This is a genomic window from Magnetospirillum molischianum DSM 120 (assembly GCF_000294655.1).
Taxonomy (GTDB): domain Bacteria; phylum Pseudomonadota; class Alphaproteobacteria; order Rhodospirillales; family Magnetospirillaceae; genus Phaeospirillum; species Phaeospirillum molischianum.
In genome coordinates this window covers 18,247-30,427 of sequence record NZ_CAHP01000028.1, presented here as the reverse complement: position 1 = coordinate 30,427, position 12,181 = coordinate 18,247, and the positions used below count along the sequence as shown (strand labels likewise).

Genomic DNA, 12,181 nt, shown 5'->3' with positions numbered 1-12,181 from the left:
GCCTACCGCAGCGGCAGGCACGCGGAGACGACGTCCATATCCCACCCGACCATCACGACCCCGTCGCCCAGCTCGACCGCCGCCCGGACGACATGGCCGATTACATGACGGTTGGCATCGTACAGGCGGCGGGGATTGCCGCGCCCATCGACCAGCGCCGCCATCACCGGACGAGCGCCAGGGAGCCAGTCGGGGCGGGTGCCCATCTTGCCGTGATGGATCACCAGGGCGGATTGCAGCCGGGACAGCCGCAGCACGGCGGCATGGACCCAATCGGCGTCAGGATGGCAGACATGGGGGACTGGCCCACTGCACTCGGCCTCGGCCTGGAGCAGAGCGAGCGACGACACCTTGGCGGGCCGAACCCACGATCCCCGCGCCGCCAGATCGGCTTGCTGATAGCGATAGGCCCAGATCAGCACATCCTCGATATCGACGACATCGGTGTCACGCCACCCCGGCATAGAGCGTGCCGGGGTCGTGCCGGGGGGTGTGCCAGCCTTAACCGATTGATTTGCTGCCATTATCTTATCCTATCTTATCTTTTAGGAGAGGAGAGAGAGGGAGAGAGACGCGCACGACCGCGCATACGCGCGCGAGCATCCGCCCCGCATCCGTGCCACCCCTGGCCGATCCCCGGATATCCTCAAGGCAATCAAGCGCTTGACCCCGGCACGACCCCGGCACAGACCCCGACACACCCCGGCACGCGAGCACGGATCATCCGGCCCTGCCAGGGGGGTGCGGGGGGAAAGGACGGCGGACGGCATCGCTACACGCTCCCGTGAACGCTGGAGGCCATCGCGGCGACCTCGGCGACGGCGATATACTCGACACCGCCGACCACCGAGACGGTGACGCCAAAGCGCTTGATCGGGCGGAGCGCATCGTCACGGGCATAGCCGGGGTCTTTGCGCAGCCCCTCGGCCAGATGCTCGCCGACCGTCCGCTTGCCACCGCCTGCCCACTCATCAACCCGATAGGTCATCAGGTGGATCAGCGCAGTCTCGGGGATCGACAACGGCTTGTCCAGCACCTCGGGTGCCAGCCGCCGCCCCCACCACGCCGCCCGGCGCTCGTCGAGATCGTCATAGCGGATCAAATCCCACCCGGAAAGCAAGGTCGCCCAGGTGTCGATACCGCGTGAGTCAAACCCGGCGTCGGCCAGGGCGATCTGATAGGCCTCGAGCGTCTGGGGCCAGCGGCCCCACGCCCACAGCATCCGGCGATAGAGGCGCGGCCCCAGCGTTGCCGCCTCGCGGGCGCGCCGCGAAAACAGCACCTTGTCCCGCGCGCTGGCCGTAAGCGGCAGCAGCCGCAGCACGACGCGGCGATTGGCGTCTTGCTCATCGACCGGCGGCGGGATGATCCCGCCCAAGATCGTAAAAAGCTGGGTCGGCACGCTGGCGCGGCCATGCAGCGCCGCGCGGCCTTCGCCAGCGGTGTAATTGTAGCGGATCAGCTCGGTGACCCCGTCCGACCGCTGGTTGTCGGCCTTGCTCTCGGTCTCGTTGAGGATCAGCAGCCGGGCACCACGGTCCAGGTCACACAGGTCCCGGATGCCGGGGGCTGACTTGACCTCAAGCTGCAAGGCCCGGCCATTGGTCAGCGCGGTCGCGGTCAGCAGAGCCGACTTGCCGCAGCCTGACCCAGCCTGGACAAACACCACCGGACGGCGCTCGAGCAGAGCGGGCAGCCATGCCAGCGCCACCGCACCGAGATACAGCCGCGCCCCGGCTCGGCCCCGTGCCCAAGTCCAGGTGCACAAAAACTGCTCGAACCGCGCCACCTCGGCCTGAGTGGCCCGCTCCAACGCCGGAGCCATTTCCGGGGGTGCGGCGGGATAGACATAGCGACCGATCCGCCGCCCCGCCTTGGTCGGAGAGGCCAGCATCAAGGCCCCGTCGTCCCAGCGCGCTTGCACCAGACGGTCGCCCAGATGGATCACCGCCGGGCCGGGGGTGCCGTCATCGGCGGGGCCGGTCTCGTACCACACGCCCGGCCCGCGCACCGCGTCGGGATCGTACCAACCGGCGGCGACGGCGGCGGCAATCAGCGCGGCCGAAGCCTCGGTGATCGCCCAGCCCTTGTTGCCCTTGCGCTCGGCAAAATTGGTGGCAAGCCAGCCGCAGCGGCCGCAAAACAGCGAGACCTGCTCGGCCTCGCCCAGGCGGCGGTACTCGCGGATTTGCCCCTCGGGATCGGAAAACCAATAGGTCCCCGCCTTGTGCCCCAGCGGACGCACCGGACAATCGGGCGGCAGATCGTCGCCCGCCATGCCCCCGCTGGACAGCAGACCGTCGAGATCGCCCGCAATCCGCCGCTCGCCGACCGCGCCCATTACGCCACCTCGCGGGGGGTACGGGGGGACTCGGACCCGGCGGCAATCACCGCCGCGATCTGCGACAGCGGCAGCATATCGCGCCACATCCGCGCCACCAGAGCGGCCAAGGCGGGATCACGCCGCCCCAGATCACCAAGATCAGACCGGACCATTGCCACCCCCCATCACTAAATCGTTAAAATCGCACCCGACCTGGGCGCGCAGCCGCAGCGGAGCCATCCCCAGCGCCGACCAGCGCGCCAGCGCCCGCGATCCCTCCGCCTCCGCCGCCGCCAGATCGGCGCTGTCGCCATCCTCGAGCAGGATCGGGTGACGAACATCGGGGGGCGGGATCACGCCGGGCCGCTTGGGATCGGGGACGATTGAGGGCAGACGCTTGCCGGGCCGGTCGGGATGATCGGCACCGACCGATCCCGGCAGCGGTGCGCCCCCCAGATTGCCGAGCGAGGTTGCCGCCCACACCGGCAGACGGTGGAGCGGATGGCCTTCGGGCAACAGCCGCGAGGATTGCAGCACTGACAGCGCCGTCTCCCACCCCTCGGCAATGCCGAGATAGAGGCCGGGACGGCGCAGCATGATCGCGCCGCCGTCGCGCCGACCCCGGATTTTGCGGGCGTCAAGACTCTCGCCGGTGACCGGATCGTGCGCCGACAGCTTGGCCCCGGTGTCGGGGTCAAGGTGGGTCAGATGGACCCCGACCGGCTGGCGGGTGCGGCACTCCTGGATCAGGCCGACGATAGCCGGGAAAAAGCCGAGCAGGCGATAACCGCCCTCGATTTGATCATCCTCGACCCAATATTTAAGCGCGGGGGTAAAGCGCAGCACAGCGCCAAAGGCCCGCACCGGCAGGGTCAACCCCCGCGAGGCGAAATAGGCCTCGACCAGCGTGCCCGCCGGATCGATGGTCCGCTCCCAGATCGCACGGGCCGCCGCTTGCTGTTCGGCCTGACGCTGACGCTCTGCCGCCGCCAATCGGGCCTCCAGCGCCTGACGCTCCGCCGCCGCCTTTCGGCAGGCCTCGGAATCGGCAACAAGCCCGGCCTCATCCATCAAGCGGCGCATCGCGACCGGAAAGGCCTCGTGCTGGATGCGCATGACAAAATCGACGACATCGCCGCCGCCGCACCCGGCATAGCAGCGCCAGGTGCCCCGCTCGGGATCGACGGCAAAGCTGGCGGTCTTCTCGGCATGGAACGGGCAGCACGCCCAGAACTTGCGCCCACGTTTGCGCAAGGCGGCATGACGCCCCACCACCACCTCGATCGGGTGGCGCGCCCTCACCGCAAGGCGATCGTCGGAACTGAATCGGTCGGAACGGCGGGTCATGCCGCCCCCTTAATACACATCAATGTGTATTTATCGTTTGCCACAATACACACCAATGTGTATTGTACAAGCACAAGGGGGAGGGAACGATGTCGATCAGCAGCATCGAGAAACAGACAGGCGTAAGCCTCCGCTAGGAGGCCCCCAACGCACGCCAAGGGGAGCAAATCATGAAGCGGTACTATCCGGCGATCATCGACAAAGATGACGGCAGCGACTACGGAATTACCTTTCCCGACTTTCCTGGATGCATCAGCGCCGGAAAAAACCCAGAAGAAGCTATTGCGATGGGGACCGAGGCTTTGAACGGCCACATCGCCCTCATGGCAGAGGATGACGACGCCATTCCCGCCCCTACTCCGGTTGAGGCGGTAACCTGGGAAGAGGACGAGCATGTCGTCTGCGTCACCCTGATCCCGGTTGTTGTCCCCGGCAAGGTCAAGCGTATCAACGTCACCCTGGATGAAAGCCTGATCGAGGAGATCGACGCGATCGCCCCCAACCGCTCCGGCTTCCTGGCCGACGCCGCCCGCGCCGAACTGATCCGCCGCCGCTCGGCAGCGTGACGAAAAGGCAGAGCGGCACGGACCGCGATTAGTACGGCGGCGGGTCATTCAGCGGCCTTCGGGAACAGCACCAACCGCCCTTGTCTCTGATCCTTGACCGGCGGGACCGGGACGGGATCGGGGTGGATGTCGCTGGCGACCGGACGATGCGCGGCGCAATGCCACACATAGCCCTTGCGCCAGTCGTGCTTGTTGATCCGGGTGCCAAAGGCCCCGAACGCGCCGCAGACGCGGCAAGCGTGATCGTCCGGCTTGGCGGTGGGGGCGGTCGCCATCACCACCCCCGCAGGATCGCGGCGGCGGACAGCGCCGACCAGACCAGCGCCAAAGCGTGGCCGAGATCGTCGAGCGTACCGCACAACATCATGATCTGATCCATCGTCCCGTCCTCCTCTCTCAGCAGCAGGCCCCGCCGATGGCGACGGCGGTGGCGAGCAGACCGACCAGACGGCGCGACCAGCGCCAGCGACGGCAGCGACGGATGCGGCGCGGGACAGACGGGCGATAGCAGGGGCGGCGAATCATCATCACTTGGCCCTCCCGGTGCGGAGCGCGGCATCCGCGCTCTCAAGCTGTGCGATCAGGGATTCCTGGGCGGCGACCGCCTCGCGCAATTCGCGGAGCAGGCGGGGCCGCTCGGTGTGGTCGATCCGACCGTCGGCCAGGGCCTCGGCCAGCACCGCGACTCCCTCGGCCATTTCGGCCAGCGCCGAGCCGGGGGCGATGACATAATCGTCTTTGCGCAAACCCGTGATCCCGGCCATGGCCAGGATGTGACGGGCAAAGGCTCCCGGCAGGATGCGGCAATAGGTCAGCAGTGCCGGAGACGACGGCGCGCACTCGCCCAGCACATGGGCCTTGACGGTGCGGACATCCTGGCCGGTAGCGCTGGCCAGCAAATCGCGGGAGTACCGACGCCCATCGCCACAATAAAGCGCGAGAGCGTCCGAGGTGACGCGCCGGACCAAATCGGTGGAGATCAGACCAGACTCAGACATGGTTTTGCCCCTCTACCTGCCCCACCGTGACGCAATCAGGACGCGGAGGGAGTGCATGACCGAGGATATCGACGCCCTTTTGGCCGAGGCTCCGGGCTGGGGCGATCCCGCCCGCGCCGAGTGGTGCCGCCGCCTGGATGAGGCGATGGCTGCCAGTGCCCGCCGGGTGGCGGTGGCGTCGGGAGTGGCCCGCGCCGCCGCGATCGAGGCCAAGGACCACCGCGCCGTCACCCGCGCCGAACAGATCGCCGCCGACGCGTTGCGTCTGGCCGATCTGGCGGAGGGATGATGAGAGGCGCGGACTCATGCGGCGGCTCCGTTGGCACCGGCCCCGCCACGAGTCCGCTCGTTGGCACGGTAGAGATCGTCGGGACCAAAGGCACCGCCGGACAGTGCGATCAAGACACGCCAATGCCGGTCCTGGATGCCGTTGCGGCGCATCTTGGATACCGCGCCATCGGTGAGATTGAGCGCGACGGAGACGGCAACGGTCCCGCCGCAGGCCTCAATGATCGTGTCTATGGTCCATGTCGTATCCATGGCCCAAACTTATCTGAATTTAATTCAGATCGTCCAGCTTATTTTTCCCTGCCCTCGCCGGGGGGGCNGAGCCACGGTAACGCCATGGACAATGGACAGTGGCATGTGAGGCTGGTCAGAGCGCTCACCCGCAAGGGTTGGACGCAATCCGAGCTGTCGGCACGGACCGGGATCGACGCCAACAACATCTACAAATACACCTCGGGCGTGGTGGCGCAGCCGCGCGGCGATACGTTGCGCCGGATGGCCGACGCCTTGGGCGTCAATCTGATCTGGTTGCGGGATGGGAGCGGACCTGAGCTGTCGGCGGTGCCGGTGGTCGGCTATGTCGGTGCGGGTGAGATGTTTATGCCCGCCGCCGAGGCCGAGCTAGGCGAGCTGTCCCTCGACTTTGCCGCCGCCGACCCGATCGCGGTGGTGGTGCGCGGCGCATCGATGGCCCCGGTCTATCGCCCCGGCGATTATCTGATCTGCTCGCGGGTCAGCAATGGCGACCTCGCCGCTTGCCTAGGTAAGGATTGCGTCGTCCAGACAAGCGACGGACTGGGCTATATCAAGCGGGTGGTCAAGGGCGCGGCGCTCGGGACGTTTACCTTGCTGTCCTACGCCGCCGATCCAATCCCCGACGTCACCTTGTCCTGGTGTGCGCCGGTGGTGTGGATCAAGCGGGCCTGACCGAGACCGCCCGATTCCGCGACCGGATATCACGCAAGCGACGAATCAGACGGTGACGGCGGATGCCCCGAAGCACGACCCGTACAAAAAGCGGGATACGGCATTAGCGCCCAGTTCAAATGAAAAGCTTTACCAGAACAAACATTCATTCAACATTCTTCTGTAAAAATTCGCATCCTCTTTTGATAAAAATGTCTCGCGCCGCCTGAGCAGTATAAGAATCTAACACCTTCACCTCTTGTATTACCCTATTCCCAAGAGAGGCGCACTCTTTAGTTTTTTCAAGTTCAATTTCACCAATTTTTCTATATTCTGATAAAGCAAGATTTATTTTCTGAATATCATCTTTTAAAGATAAAACTTGTGAAAATAGAAATATTGCAAAGGCCGTTACAGCTGGAAGACCCCACCTAAGAATTACCTCAACGATCTTTTCCATAATTTTTCCGTTCATATCAACGCTTAAAAACATACATACATACATAATGTGTATTCAGTAATTATCTAACCGCAAAGTGACGGTCAGATTTCAAACCGAGATACTACCCACGATCGACCGACAAAACCCTCACCGTCCGGCCGGGGACTTGCCCACCCCACCGGATTGCGGCGATGCCTGACAAAAGGCGATCTCATCGACGGTCAGATTAGGCCGGGCGCAATCGATCGGGGGCGGACCTCCCACGGTGCCACGCGCCTGATTGGCCCGGGCCGACGACTTTGCCGATGCCGATTTTGACTTGGCCGCCCGGGGGACGTGGATATGGACATGCGTCGTCCGCGCCTTGTGATAAGACCGATGCGACCCGCCGCCCCGATGCCCACCACCACCCCGGGCCTCCGCCTCGGGGATCGTCAAAGCCAGCACGACCAGGGCCGCCAGCGCCACCGTCAAACCCCGCCTCATCGCCTTGACATAGATCATCCCTACCGTCCCACCTCTACCCGGATTCATCCCAATCCCCCGCATCGCCTCCGGCCCGGTGATAGGGATCAAGCGGACCTGACCCGATCGCCGAGATCGAGCAACAACGCGAACTCTTCCGGAGACTGGACGCCATCGGCCTCGACCAGACGAATCGCCGCCCGCGTGAACAATCGCCGCGCCTCCGCTGCCTCGGCATCAAGGCGGGTCAGGCACTCATCCATCACCGTCGATTGCGGATACATCCGCCGCAAATAGGGCGTCAGGGCGACACGATCCGCCTCGGTGGTGGCGATCCCGTCAAGATCGGCCCGCGCCGCGATGTAATCGAGGATAACCTCAACCTCTTCCGGGGCCATCCAACCATCCGACCGCGACAACCCGACCAGGACCCGGATACCGTCTCGTGCCACCCGCCTCTGCGCGTGGCCCGGCGGCTCGGCCCGATGCGGTGCGGGCTGGTCGATGACGGGGGCCGGGACCGGCGGCAAATGCCCATCCCAAGCGGGGACAGGGGCCGCCGCCACGACACCGGCCAGCAGATCAGCAAAAAACCGGGCCGGAAGATGGACCTCTCCATCAAGATCAATCACCCGGACCACCCGGTCACTACGAAACGAACGAAAGGCGTTGCGCTCGTGACACCAGCAGCGGAGACAAACCGCGGCATCACCCGCCGCATCGGCAATGCCGCGCAGGGTGACGCGCCGGGTACTCTCCTCGCCTTTGGCATTGCGATAGACCAGCACAAACGTGCTGCCGATCAGATCCTCAGCATCATGAAACTCACGCCCCGATACGGACTCTTCGGGGGCATCCGTCGGGGGCACCGACAGCGCAACACTCTCGGCAACCAGGGGCGAGCACTGATCGCTCCGACGGATCAGCTGCCGCAAGAAGGACAGCGCACTCACCGCGTCACCGCCTTGACATAGATCATCCCCACCGTCCCGCCTCCGCCCGGATTGATCGTGATCTCCCGCAGCGGCACGGTCACCGTCGCCCCGCTTTGCTGGGTCAATGTTTCGCGCAGACCCGCATCCCACCGCATCGCCTGCGGCCCGGTAAAATCAGGCGCGACCGACGCCAGACCAATCGCCTCCAGCGCCGCCGGGCTATAGAGGACGCCCTGAGGCAGGATCGTGATCCAATCCGCCGCGCCGCCGATAAAAATCACCTCGGTCCCGCCGCGATAGGCGCAACGCTCGCCATATTTTGACTGCTCGCACTTGGCGGGCTTGCCCAGCACCTGGGCGACGGTGGCCTTGGACTGGCCGACGATCGCGGGGAGATCGATCGCCACGGCGGCGGCGGCCGGGGGCGAGGCCAAACCAGTAACTGCTACCAAAGCGAGACACCCAAAGACCACCGACCGCAGCATTCCCGCCCCCGAGTTGATTGCGCCGATCAACCGTAACCCGTGCTCCGCGAGTCGCTTCCTGAAAAAAATTCAGATTAAGCTTGCACGCCCTCCGATATCTGAATTAATTTCAGACATCGCCATCCGGCAGAGGGAAGGACCAAGCCATGGCCCGCAAACCGCTCAGAGAGATTCCCCGCAGCCAACAGCCGCTGTCGTTTGATTCTTACGCCCTCCTCTACGGCAGACTTGACGCCGCCGCCGACCGCTTTGCCGACATAGGCCTCAACGATCTCGCCACGGAAATGGAAGCGGTGCGCGACCGCCTGGCCCGCGCCTGGGCCGCGATCACCACCGCCGAACGGGAGGGCCGCTGACATGCCCCTCCGCACGACCGCCCAAATCGAGCACGACCGGATGGTGACCGAGGCCAGGGAAAAGGGCGGTGCTCCGGGTCGGGTGCTGGCCGCCTATGCCGGAGCCACCGCCGCCAAGGCCGGGCTCGACATCGACAACCCTTTTACGGCGCACGAGGCCGCCCTGTCCGAGGGCTGGCGGCGCGGCCGCGCCCTGGGGCTGTCCGCCCCGATTCCTGCCGCCTCAATCCACCCCCTGCCGCCGCGCCGGTGGATGCCGCGCCCCGGCACCACCCACGCCGCCCGCACCGCGCAAGAGGAGTTTTGACATGCCGCCCGCCGCCACCAGCGCCCCGCCCCGGCCCGTGATCCTGAAACACATGGTCAGCGGGGCCGCCGTGCCGCTGCTGTCCCCCACCGCCGCCGACATCCGCTGGCGCGATATCGCCGAGGCTCTGGGCAAGCTCTGCCGCTTCACCGGCGCGGTGATGGTCCCGCACTACTCGGTGGCCCAGCATTGCCGACTGGTCGAGACGCTGATCGGCGGCGCGATCATCTCCAACCGCTACGCCGACCTGCTGATTCAGGCCGCACGGGGCTGCATCTATCTCCAGGATGGCCCCGACCACGCCGCATCGCGGATCATCACCGCGCTGGACAATGCCCGCCGCGACCACACCATCGCCCGCCGCCTGAGCCTCGCCGCCCTGATCCACGACGCGCACGAGGCCCATATCGGCGATATCGCCACCCCGGTGGCCGAGGCCCTGGCCGAATTGGGCGTTCCCCATGCGGTCGATCAGCTCAAGGGACTGCATGACCGGGCGATCTACGATGCCGCAGGCCTGCCCTGGCCGGTCCCGGAGGGCTGGCGGACGGTGATCAACACTGCCGACAAGATCGCTCTGGCGACCGAGCGCCGCGACCTGCTCGCTACCCCCCTTACCCCGTGGGTCCACCCCCTGCCCGCCCCCGCGCCCTGGCCGATCAAGGCCGAACGCGGGGATATCGCCGCCTGCCGCTGGCTCGAGCAGCTCACTGATTTGATGCTCTAACGGAGACGCCACCATGTCCGCGATCACGATCCGCCAGCCAGACACGCCTGTCGCTCCACCTATATCGCCCGAGGCCAAGGCCAGGATTATCAAGGCTTGGCACTCCGCCCGCACTGCCACCCACGACACCCTGCCCGTCTGAATAGAATGCGACACCTCCGCCTCGCCTCCGACCCGGCAGATACAGACAGCCAACCGCTTGACCGGTCTATTACGGTCAAGGATGCCGCTGCCCTGCTTGGCTGCGACGATTCAACGGTTCGCCGCCTTCTTGAGGCGGGCGAATTCGAGGGACACCGCATCGGCGTGAAAAAACGTGGCGTGAGGATTTATCTCTCATCGGTCCAGATGTACCGGGAGCGTAACGCCCTGGCAAAGCAGCCCAAAAACCGCTCCAGCGAATCAACTAGGTCCCCCCCTCACCGAAGCCCCGCCACGACCGCCGAACATAAAGAGGCTATGGCATTTTTAAAGAGCATTGGAGTACGGTTTTCCCCTCGCTGAGGGTGGCACGGAAGGTCATCAATTCATGAGCGTTTGCTACAATAAAGCGCGCGGTAAGTGGCGCTTTGATTTCCGGTTAGACGGGACACGCCATCAAGGCTATTGCGACGACCCAGGCACCGGCAAACACGCGACCACGAAAACCGAAGCGAAGCGGATTGAGGCCATGGTTCGCGGGGCTCTGATTCGTCAAGGAGCCAACAAGCCGGTCGAAATCACATCGCCAGCCACTTTCACCCTCAGTCAGGCCGTTGCCGCGTTTAGCGCCCGAAAGATGGGCGGCAGCAATTGGGCGAATCAGAAGGTCTATATTCAGGACTTGATGACCTATTTTGGCCCGGCATGCCCTACCGCGACCATCGCGGAAGATTCAGCCGATCCGAATTCCCCCTCCATTTGGGGATACATCAGATGGGCTCGCCAACAGCCAGTCATGATCTATGTTGGAAAAGGCCGCCCATTGGCGGAAATGCTCGAACTTGGAACACCAATCGAGAGGCTGTACCGGCCAACAGCCGATGGACGGACACGATCCGACTCAACGATCAACCGCTATCTGGACTGCCTGAGGGCCGTTCTCAGAATTGCCTACAGCCTCCGTGATCCCAATACCGGCGAAATGCTGTTCAAGGGACAAATGCCCAAGGTCCCCGATCTCGCCGAACCCGAATACATGCCCCGACCGTTTTCGGATGCTGAAATCTGGGAGGCCGCAGAACGGGCACCGGCTCACCTCGCCTGGGGGATCCTTCTCGCTCGCCTTATGGGGTTTCGTAAGGCTGAGATGTTTGACATCACCATTTCCCAGGTTGATTTCAACCTGCGGGGAATCTGGTTAGCCGCCGCCGATACCAAGGCCAATCGAGACGAGTTCGTCCCGGCCAATACCGAGGCGATGGAGCTTCTGGAATATCTCGTGGCCGAGGCCCGCGCCAGGAAGGTTCAACACATCATCACCTATCGTCGGGTCCGCACCACCTGGAACATCAAAGACGGCACCGAAGCGTCAGAGCACACCCCGATCAGGTTCGGCCCGGCGGTTCCGGTCAAAAATCCCAAGAAGGCATTCTCACGGGTGCTGAAGGAGATGGGGCTTGAAGGGGTTCACACCTTCCATAATACGAAGGCGAGTTTCGTGACGGCCATCGCTCATGTCGCCCCAGCCGCAGTTACTCAGGATTTGGCTCGACACAGGGATTATCGGACCACTCAACGCTACCTGAAGGTGGCCGACCACGCGAAGAGAGCAGCGGTCGAGGCGACGACGATTCAGGAAAAGCCCCACCCGAGTCACTCACAAGAATTCCTCACAGGGCAAAAAGAAAGCCGCCCGGAGGCGGCTAAATCTTTGAAAAATTTGGTCGGAGCGACAGGATTCGAACCTGCGACCCCCAGTCCCCCAGACTGATGCGCTACCGGGCTGCGCTACGCTCCGACCGTGGCAGATAAACTCTGCCGAACACTTCTTTCAAAGATTCAACAAACTTTGAAAGTCTTCCTTGGTGATGGGTCACCGTGGAGAGGGACGAACT

Annotated in this window: 21 protein-coding genes and 1 tRNA gene; 9 read left to right on the top strand and 13 right to left on the bottom strand. The window is 64.4% G+C overall.

The window, feature by feature from the left end; genetic code table 11:
- Nucleotides 1–2 precede the first annotated feature (2 nt).
- The 4 genes from PHAMO_RS12370 to PHAMO_RS19865 all read right to left on the bottom strand — a co-directional run bounded on the left by PHAMO_RS12370 (nucleotide 3) and on the right by PHAMO_RS19865 (nucleotide 3,670).
- Nucleotides 3–524: a hypothetical protein gene (locus PHAMO_RS12370; protein ID WP_002729807.1), complete on the bottom strand. Its 522-nt coding sequence runs from the start codon at nucleotides 522–524 to the stop codon at nucleotides 3–5.
- A gap of 248 nt (nucleotides 525–772) precedes the next feature.
- A complete protein-coding gene (locus tag PHAMO_RS12365) occupies nucleotides 773–2,341 on the bottom strand; it encodes a hypothetical protein (protein WP_002729806.1) in 1,569 nt (522 codons plus the stop codon).
- On the bottom strand, nucleotides 2,341–2,496 hold the full coding sequence (locus PHAMO_RS19500; RefSeq protein WP_002729805.1) for a hypothetical protein: 156 nt from the start codon (nucleotides 2,494–2,496) through the stop codon (nucleotides 2,341–2,343). Before PHAMO_RS19500 ends, PHAMO_RS12365 begins: the two co-directional genes overlap by 1 nt.
- Nucleotides 2,483–3,670 carry a CHC2 zinc finger domain-containing protein gene (locus tag PHAMO_RS19865; RefSeq protein WP_002729804.1) on the bottom strand — a complete coding sequence of 396 codons (1,188 nt, stop codon included), beginning with the start codon at nucleotides 3,668–3,670 and terminating at the stop codon, nucleotides 2,483–2,485. The genes PHAMO_RS19500 and PHAMO_RS19865 overlap by 14 nt, the downstream gene beginning before the upstream one ends.
- A gap of 170 nt (nucleotides 3,671–3,840) precedes the next feature.
- Here PHAMO_RS19865 and PHAMO_RS12355 point away from each other — a divergent pair, with 170 nt between their 5' ends.
- Nucleotides 3,841–4,236, top strand: coding sequence for a type II toxin-antitoxin system HicB family antitoxin (locus tag PHAMO_RS12355; RefSeq protein WP_002729803.1), 396 nt, complete (start codon nucleotides 3,841–3,843; stop codon nucleotides 4,234–4,236).
- 44 nt (nucleotides 4,237–4,280) lie between these two features.
- On the opposite strand, the gene PHAMO_RS12350 is transcribed toward PHAMO_RS12355, so the two are convergent.
- The 3 genes from PHAMO_RS12350 to PHAMO_RS12345 form a co-directional block, all read right to left on the bottom strand.
- Nucleotides 4,281–4,511 (bottom strand): hypothetical protein, encoded by a 231-nt coding sequence (locus PHAMO_RS12350; protein WP_002729802.1) that lies wholly within the window; start codon nucleotides 4,509–4,511, stop codon nucleotides 4,281–4,283.
- 121 nt (nucleotides 4,512–4,632) lie between these two features.
- Nucleotides 4,633–4,764: a hypothetical protein gene (locus tag PHAMO_RS20205; RefSeq protein WP_268869801.1), complete on the bottom strand. Its 132-nt coding sequence runs from the start codon at nucleotides 4,762–4,764 to the stop codon at nucleotides 4,633–4,635.
- On the bottom strand, nucleotides 4,764–5,234 hold the full coding sequence (locus PHAMO_RS12345) for a hypothetical protein (protein WP_002729800.1): 471 nt from the start codon (nucleotides 5,232–5,234) through the stop codon (nucleotides 4,764–4,766). Before PHAMO_RS12345 ends, PHAMO_RS20205 begins: the two co-directional genes overlap by 1 nt.
- 55 nt (nucleotides 5,235–5,289) lie before the next feature.
- Here PHAMO_RS12345 and PHAMO_RS12340 point away from each other — a divergent pair, with 55 nt between their 5' ends.
- The gene (locus tag PHAMO_RS12340; RefSeq protein ID WP_002729798.1) at nucleotides 5,290–5,523 is read left to right on the top strand and encodes a hypothetical protein; all 234 of its coding nucleotides are present in this window, start codon (nucleotides 5,290–5,292) and stop codon (nucleotides 5,521–5,523) included.
- Nucleotides 5,524–5,537: 14 nt separating this feature from the next.
- On the opposite strand, the gene PHAMO_RS19730 is transcribed toward PHAMO_RS12340, so the two are convergent.
- Nucleotides 5,538–5,774: a hypothetical protein gene (locus tag PHAMO_RS19730; protein ID WP_002729796.1), complete on the bottom strand. Its 237-nt coding sequence runs from the start codon at nucleotides 5,772–5,774 to the stop codon at nucleotides 5,538–5,540.
- An 84-nt stretch (nucleotides 5,775–5,858) separates the two neighbouring features.
- Here PHAMO_RS19730 and PHAMO_RS19725 point away from each other — a divergent pair, with 84 nt between their 5' ends.
- Nucleotides 5,859–6,449: an XRE family transcriptional regulator gene (locus PHAMO_RS19725; protein WP_051002423.1), complete on the top strand. Its 591-nt coding sequence runs from the start codon at nucleotides 5,859–5,861 to the stop codon at nucleotides 6,447–6,449.
- 145 nt (nucleotides 6,450–6,594) lie between these two features.
- On the opposite strand, the gene PHAMO_RS19490 is transcribed toward PHAMO_RS19725, so the two are convergent.
- From PHAMO_RS19490 to PHAMO_RS12315, 4 genes are all read right to left on the bottom strand, one after another.
- Nucleotides 6,595–6,888 carry a hypothetical protein gene (locus PHAMO_RS19490; protein ID WP_155801782.1) on the bottom strand — a complete coding sequence of 98 codons (294 nt, stop codon included), beginning with the start codon at nucleotides 6,886–6,888 and terminating at the stop codon, nucleotides 6,595–6,597.
- A gap of 129 nt (nucleotides 6,889–7,017) precedes the next feature.
- The gene (locus PHAMO_RS12325; RefSeq protein ID WP_155801780.1) at nucleotides 7,018–7,404 is read right to left on the bottom strand and encodes a hypothetical protein; all 387 of its coding nucleotides are present in this window, start codon (nucleotides 7,402–7,404) and stop codon (nucleotides 7,018–7,020) included.
- A gap of 38 nt (nucleotides 7,405–7,442) precedes the next feature.
- Nucleotides 7,443–8,288 (bottom strand): hypothetical protein, encoded by an 846-nt coding sequence (locus PHAMO_RS12320; RefSeq protein WP_002729790.1) that lies wholly within the window; start codon nucleotides 8,286–8,288, stop codon nucleotides 7,443–7,445.
- Nucleotides 8,285–8,755 (bottom strand): hypothetical protein, encoded by a 471-nt coding sequence (locus PHAMO_RS12315; RefSeq protein WP_155801778.1) that lies wholly within the window; start codon nucleotides 8,753–8,755, stop codon nucleotides 8,285–8,287. Before PHAMO_RS12315 ends, PHAMO_RS12320 begins: the two co-directional genes overlap by 4 nt.
- 146 nt (nucleotides 8,756–8,901) lie before the next feature.
- On the opposite strand from PHAMO_RS12315, the gene PHAMO_RS12310 reads away from it, so the two are divergent.
- The 6 genes from PHAMO_RS12310 to PHAMO_RS20400 are packed head-to-tail and all read left to right on the top strand — an operon-like array spanning nucleotide 8,902 to nucleotide 12,057.
- On the top strand, nucleotides 8,902–9,111 hold the full coding sequence (locus tag PHAMO_RS12310) for a hypothetical protein (protein ID WP_002729786.1): 210 nt from the start codon (nucleotides 8,902–8,904) through the stop codon (nucleotides 9,109–9,111).
- Between the two features lies 1 nt (nucleotide 9,112).
- Nucleotides 9,113–9,418 carry a hypothetical protein gene (locus tag PHAMO_RS12305; RefSeq protein ID WP_002729785.1) on the top strand — a complete coding sequence of 102 codons (306 nt, stop codon included), beginning with the start codon at nucleotides 9,113–9,115 and terminating at the stop codon, nucleotides 9,416–9,418.
- Nucleotide 9,419: 1 nt separating this feature from the next.
- Nucleotides 9,420–10,145 (top strand): hypothetical protein, encoded by a 726-nt coding sequence (locus PHAMO_RS18555; RefSeq protein ID WP_002729784.1) that lies wholly within the window; start codon nucleotides 9,420–9,422, stop codon nucleotides 10,143–10,145.
- 13 nt (nucleotides 10,146–10,158) lie between these two features.
- On the top strand, nucleotides 10,159–10,287 hold the full coding sequence (locus tag PHAMO_RS20200; RefSeq protein ID WP_268869800.1) for a hypothetical protein: 129 nt from the start codon (nucleotides 10,159–10,161) through the stop codon (nucleotides 10,285–10,287).
- A gap of 5 nt (nucleotides 10,288–10,292) precedes the next feature.
- Complete coding sequence (locus tag PHAMO_RS20405; RefSeq protein WP_081504514.1) at nucleotides 10,293–10,649, top strand: helix-turn-helix domain-containing protein; 357 nt, start codon at nucleotides 10,293–10,295, stop codon at nucleotides 10,647–10,649.
- Nucleotides 10,650–10,674: 25 nt separating this feature from the next.
- Nucleotides 10,675–12,057 carry a tyrosine-type recombinase/integrase gene (locus tag PHAMO_RS20400; protein ID WP_002729781.1) on the top strand — a complete coding sequence of 461 codons (1,383 nt, stop codon included), beginning with the start codon at nucleotides 10,675–10,677 and terminating at the stop codon, nucleotides 12,055–12,057.
- On the opposite strand, the gene PHAMO_RS12290 is transcribed toward PHAMO_RS20400, so the two are convergent.
- Nucleotides 12,008–12,084: transfer RNA gene (locus tag PHAMO_RS12290), tRNA-Pro, on the bottom strand. The genes PHAMO_RS20400 and PHAMO_RS12290 overlap by 50 nt on opposite strands.
- Between the last annotated feature and the right edge of the window lie 97 nt (nucleotides 12,085–12,181).

What these genes read in the sequence shown, in the direction of transcription:
- PHAMO_RS19500 (WP_002729805.1), bottom strand. Translation starts at nt 2,496, where the DNA reads ATGGTCCGGTCTGATCTTGGTGATCTGGGGCGGCGTGATCCCGCCTTG.
- PHAMO_RS12350 (WP_002729802.1), bottom strand. Translation starts at nt 4,511, where the DNA reads ATGGCGACCGCCCCCACCGCCAAGCCGGACGATCACGCTTGCCGCGTC.
- PHAMO_RS19490 (WP_155801782.1), bottom strand. Translation starts at nt 6,888, where the DNA reads ATGGAAAAGATCGTTGAGGTAATTCTTAGGTGGGGTCTTCCAGCTGTA.
- PHAMO_RS20205 (WP_268869801.1), bottom strand. Translation starts at nt 4,764, where the DNA reads ATGATGATTCGCCGCCCCTGCTATCGCCCGTCTGTCCCGCGCCGCATC.
- PHAMO_RS19730 (WP_002729796.1), bottom strand. Translation starts at nt 5,774, where the DNA reads ATGGATACGACATGGACCATAGACACGATCATTGAGGCCTGCGGCGGG.
- PHAMO_RS12305 (WP_002729785.1), top strand. Translation starts at nt 9,113, where the DNA reads ATGCCCCTCCGCACGACCGCCCAAATCGAGCACGACCGGATGGTGACC.
- PHAMO_RS12355 (WP_002729803.1), top strand. Translation starts at nt 3,841, where the DNA reads ATGAAGCGGTACTATCCGGCGATCATCGACAAAGATGACGGCAGCGAC.
- PHAMO_RS12345 (WP_002729800.1), bottom strand. Translation starts at nt 5,234, where the DNA reads ATGTCTGAGTCTGGTCTGATCTCCACCGATTTGGTCCGGCGCGTCACC.
- PHAMO_RS12315 (WP_155801778.1), bottom strand. Translation starts at nt 8,755, where the DNA reads ATGCTGCGGTCGGTGGTCTTTGGGTGTCTCGCTTTGGTAGCAGTTACT.
- PHAMO_RS19725 (WP_051002423.1), top strand. Translation starts at nt 5,859, where the DNA reads ATGGACAATGGACAGTGGCATGTGAGGCTGGTCAGAGCGCTCACCCGC.
- PHAMO_RS19865 (WP_002729804.1), bottom strand. Translation starts at nt 3,670, where the DNA reads ATGACCCGCCGTTCCGACCGATTCAGTTCCGACGATCGCCTTGCGGTG.
- PHAMO_RS12310 (WP_002729786.1), top strand. Translation starts at nt 8,902, where the DNA reads ATGGCCCGCAAACCGCTCAGAGAGATTCCCCGCAGCCAACAGCCGCTG.
- PHAMO_RS12340 (WP_002729798.1), top strand. Translation starts at nt 5,290, where the DNA reads ATGACCGAGGATATCGACGCCCTTTTGGCCGAGGCTCCGGGCTGGGGC.
- PHAMO_RS18555 (WP_002729784.1), top strand. Translation starts at nt 9,420, where the DNA reads ATGCCGCCCGCCGCCACCAGCGCCCCGCCCCGGCCCGTGATCCTGAAA.
- PHAMO_RS20400 (WP_002729781.1), top strand. Translation starts at nt 10,675, where the DNA reads ATGAGCGTTTGCTACAATAAAGCGCGCGGTAAGTGGCGCTTTGATTTC.
- PHAMO_RS12370 (WP_002729807.1), bottom strand. Translation starts at nt 524, where the DNA reads ATGGCAGCAAATCAATCGGTTAAGGCTGGCACACCCCCCGGCACGACC.
- PHAMO_RS12325 (WP_155801780.1), bottom strand. Translation starts at nt 7,404, where the DNA reads ATGAATCCGGGTAGAGGTGGGACGGTAGGGATGATCTATGTCAAGGCG.
- PHAMO_RS12365 (WP_002729806.1), bottom strand. Translation starts at nt 2,341, where the DNA reads ATGGGCGCGGTCGGCGAGCGGCGGATTGCGGGCGATCTCGACGGTCTG.
- PHAMO_RS20200 (WP_268869800.1), top strand. Translation starts at nt 10,159, where the DNA reads ATGTCCGCGATCACGATCCGCCAGCCAGACACGCCTGTCGCTCCACCT.
- PHAMO_RS20405 (WP_081504514.1), top strand. Translation starts at nt 10,293, where the DNA reads ATGCGACACCTCCGCCTCGCCTCCGACCCGGCAGATACAGACAGCCAA.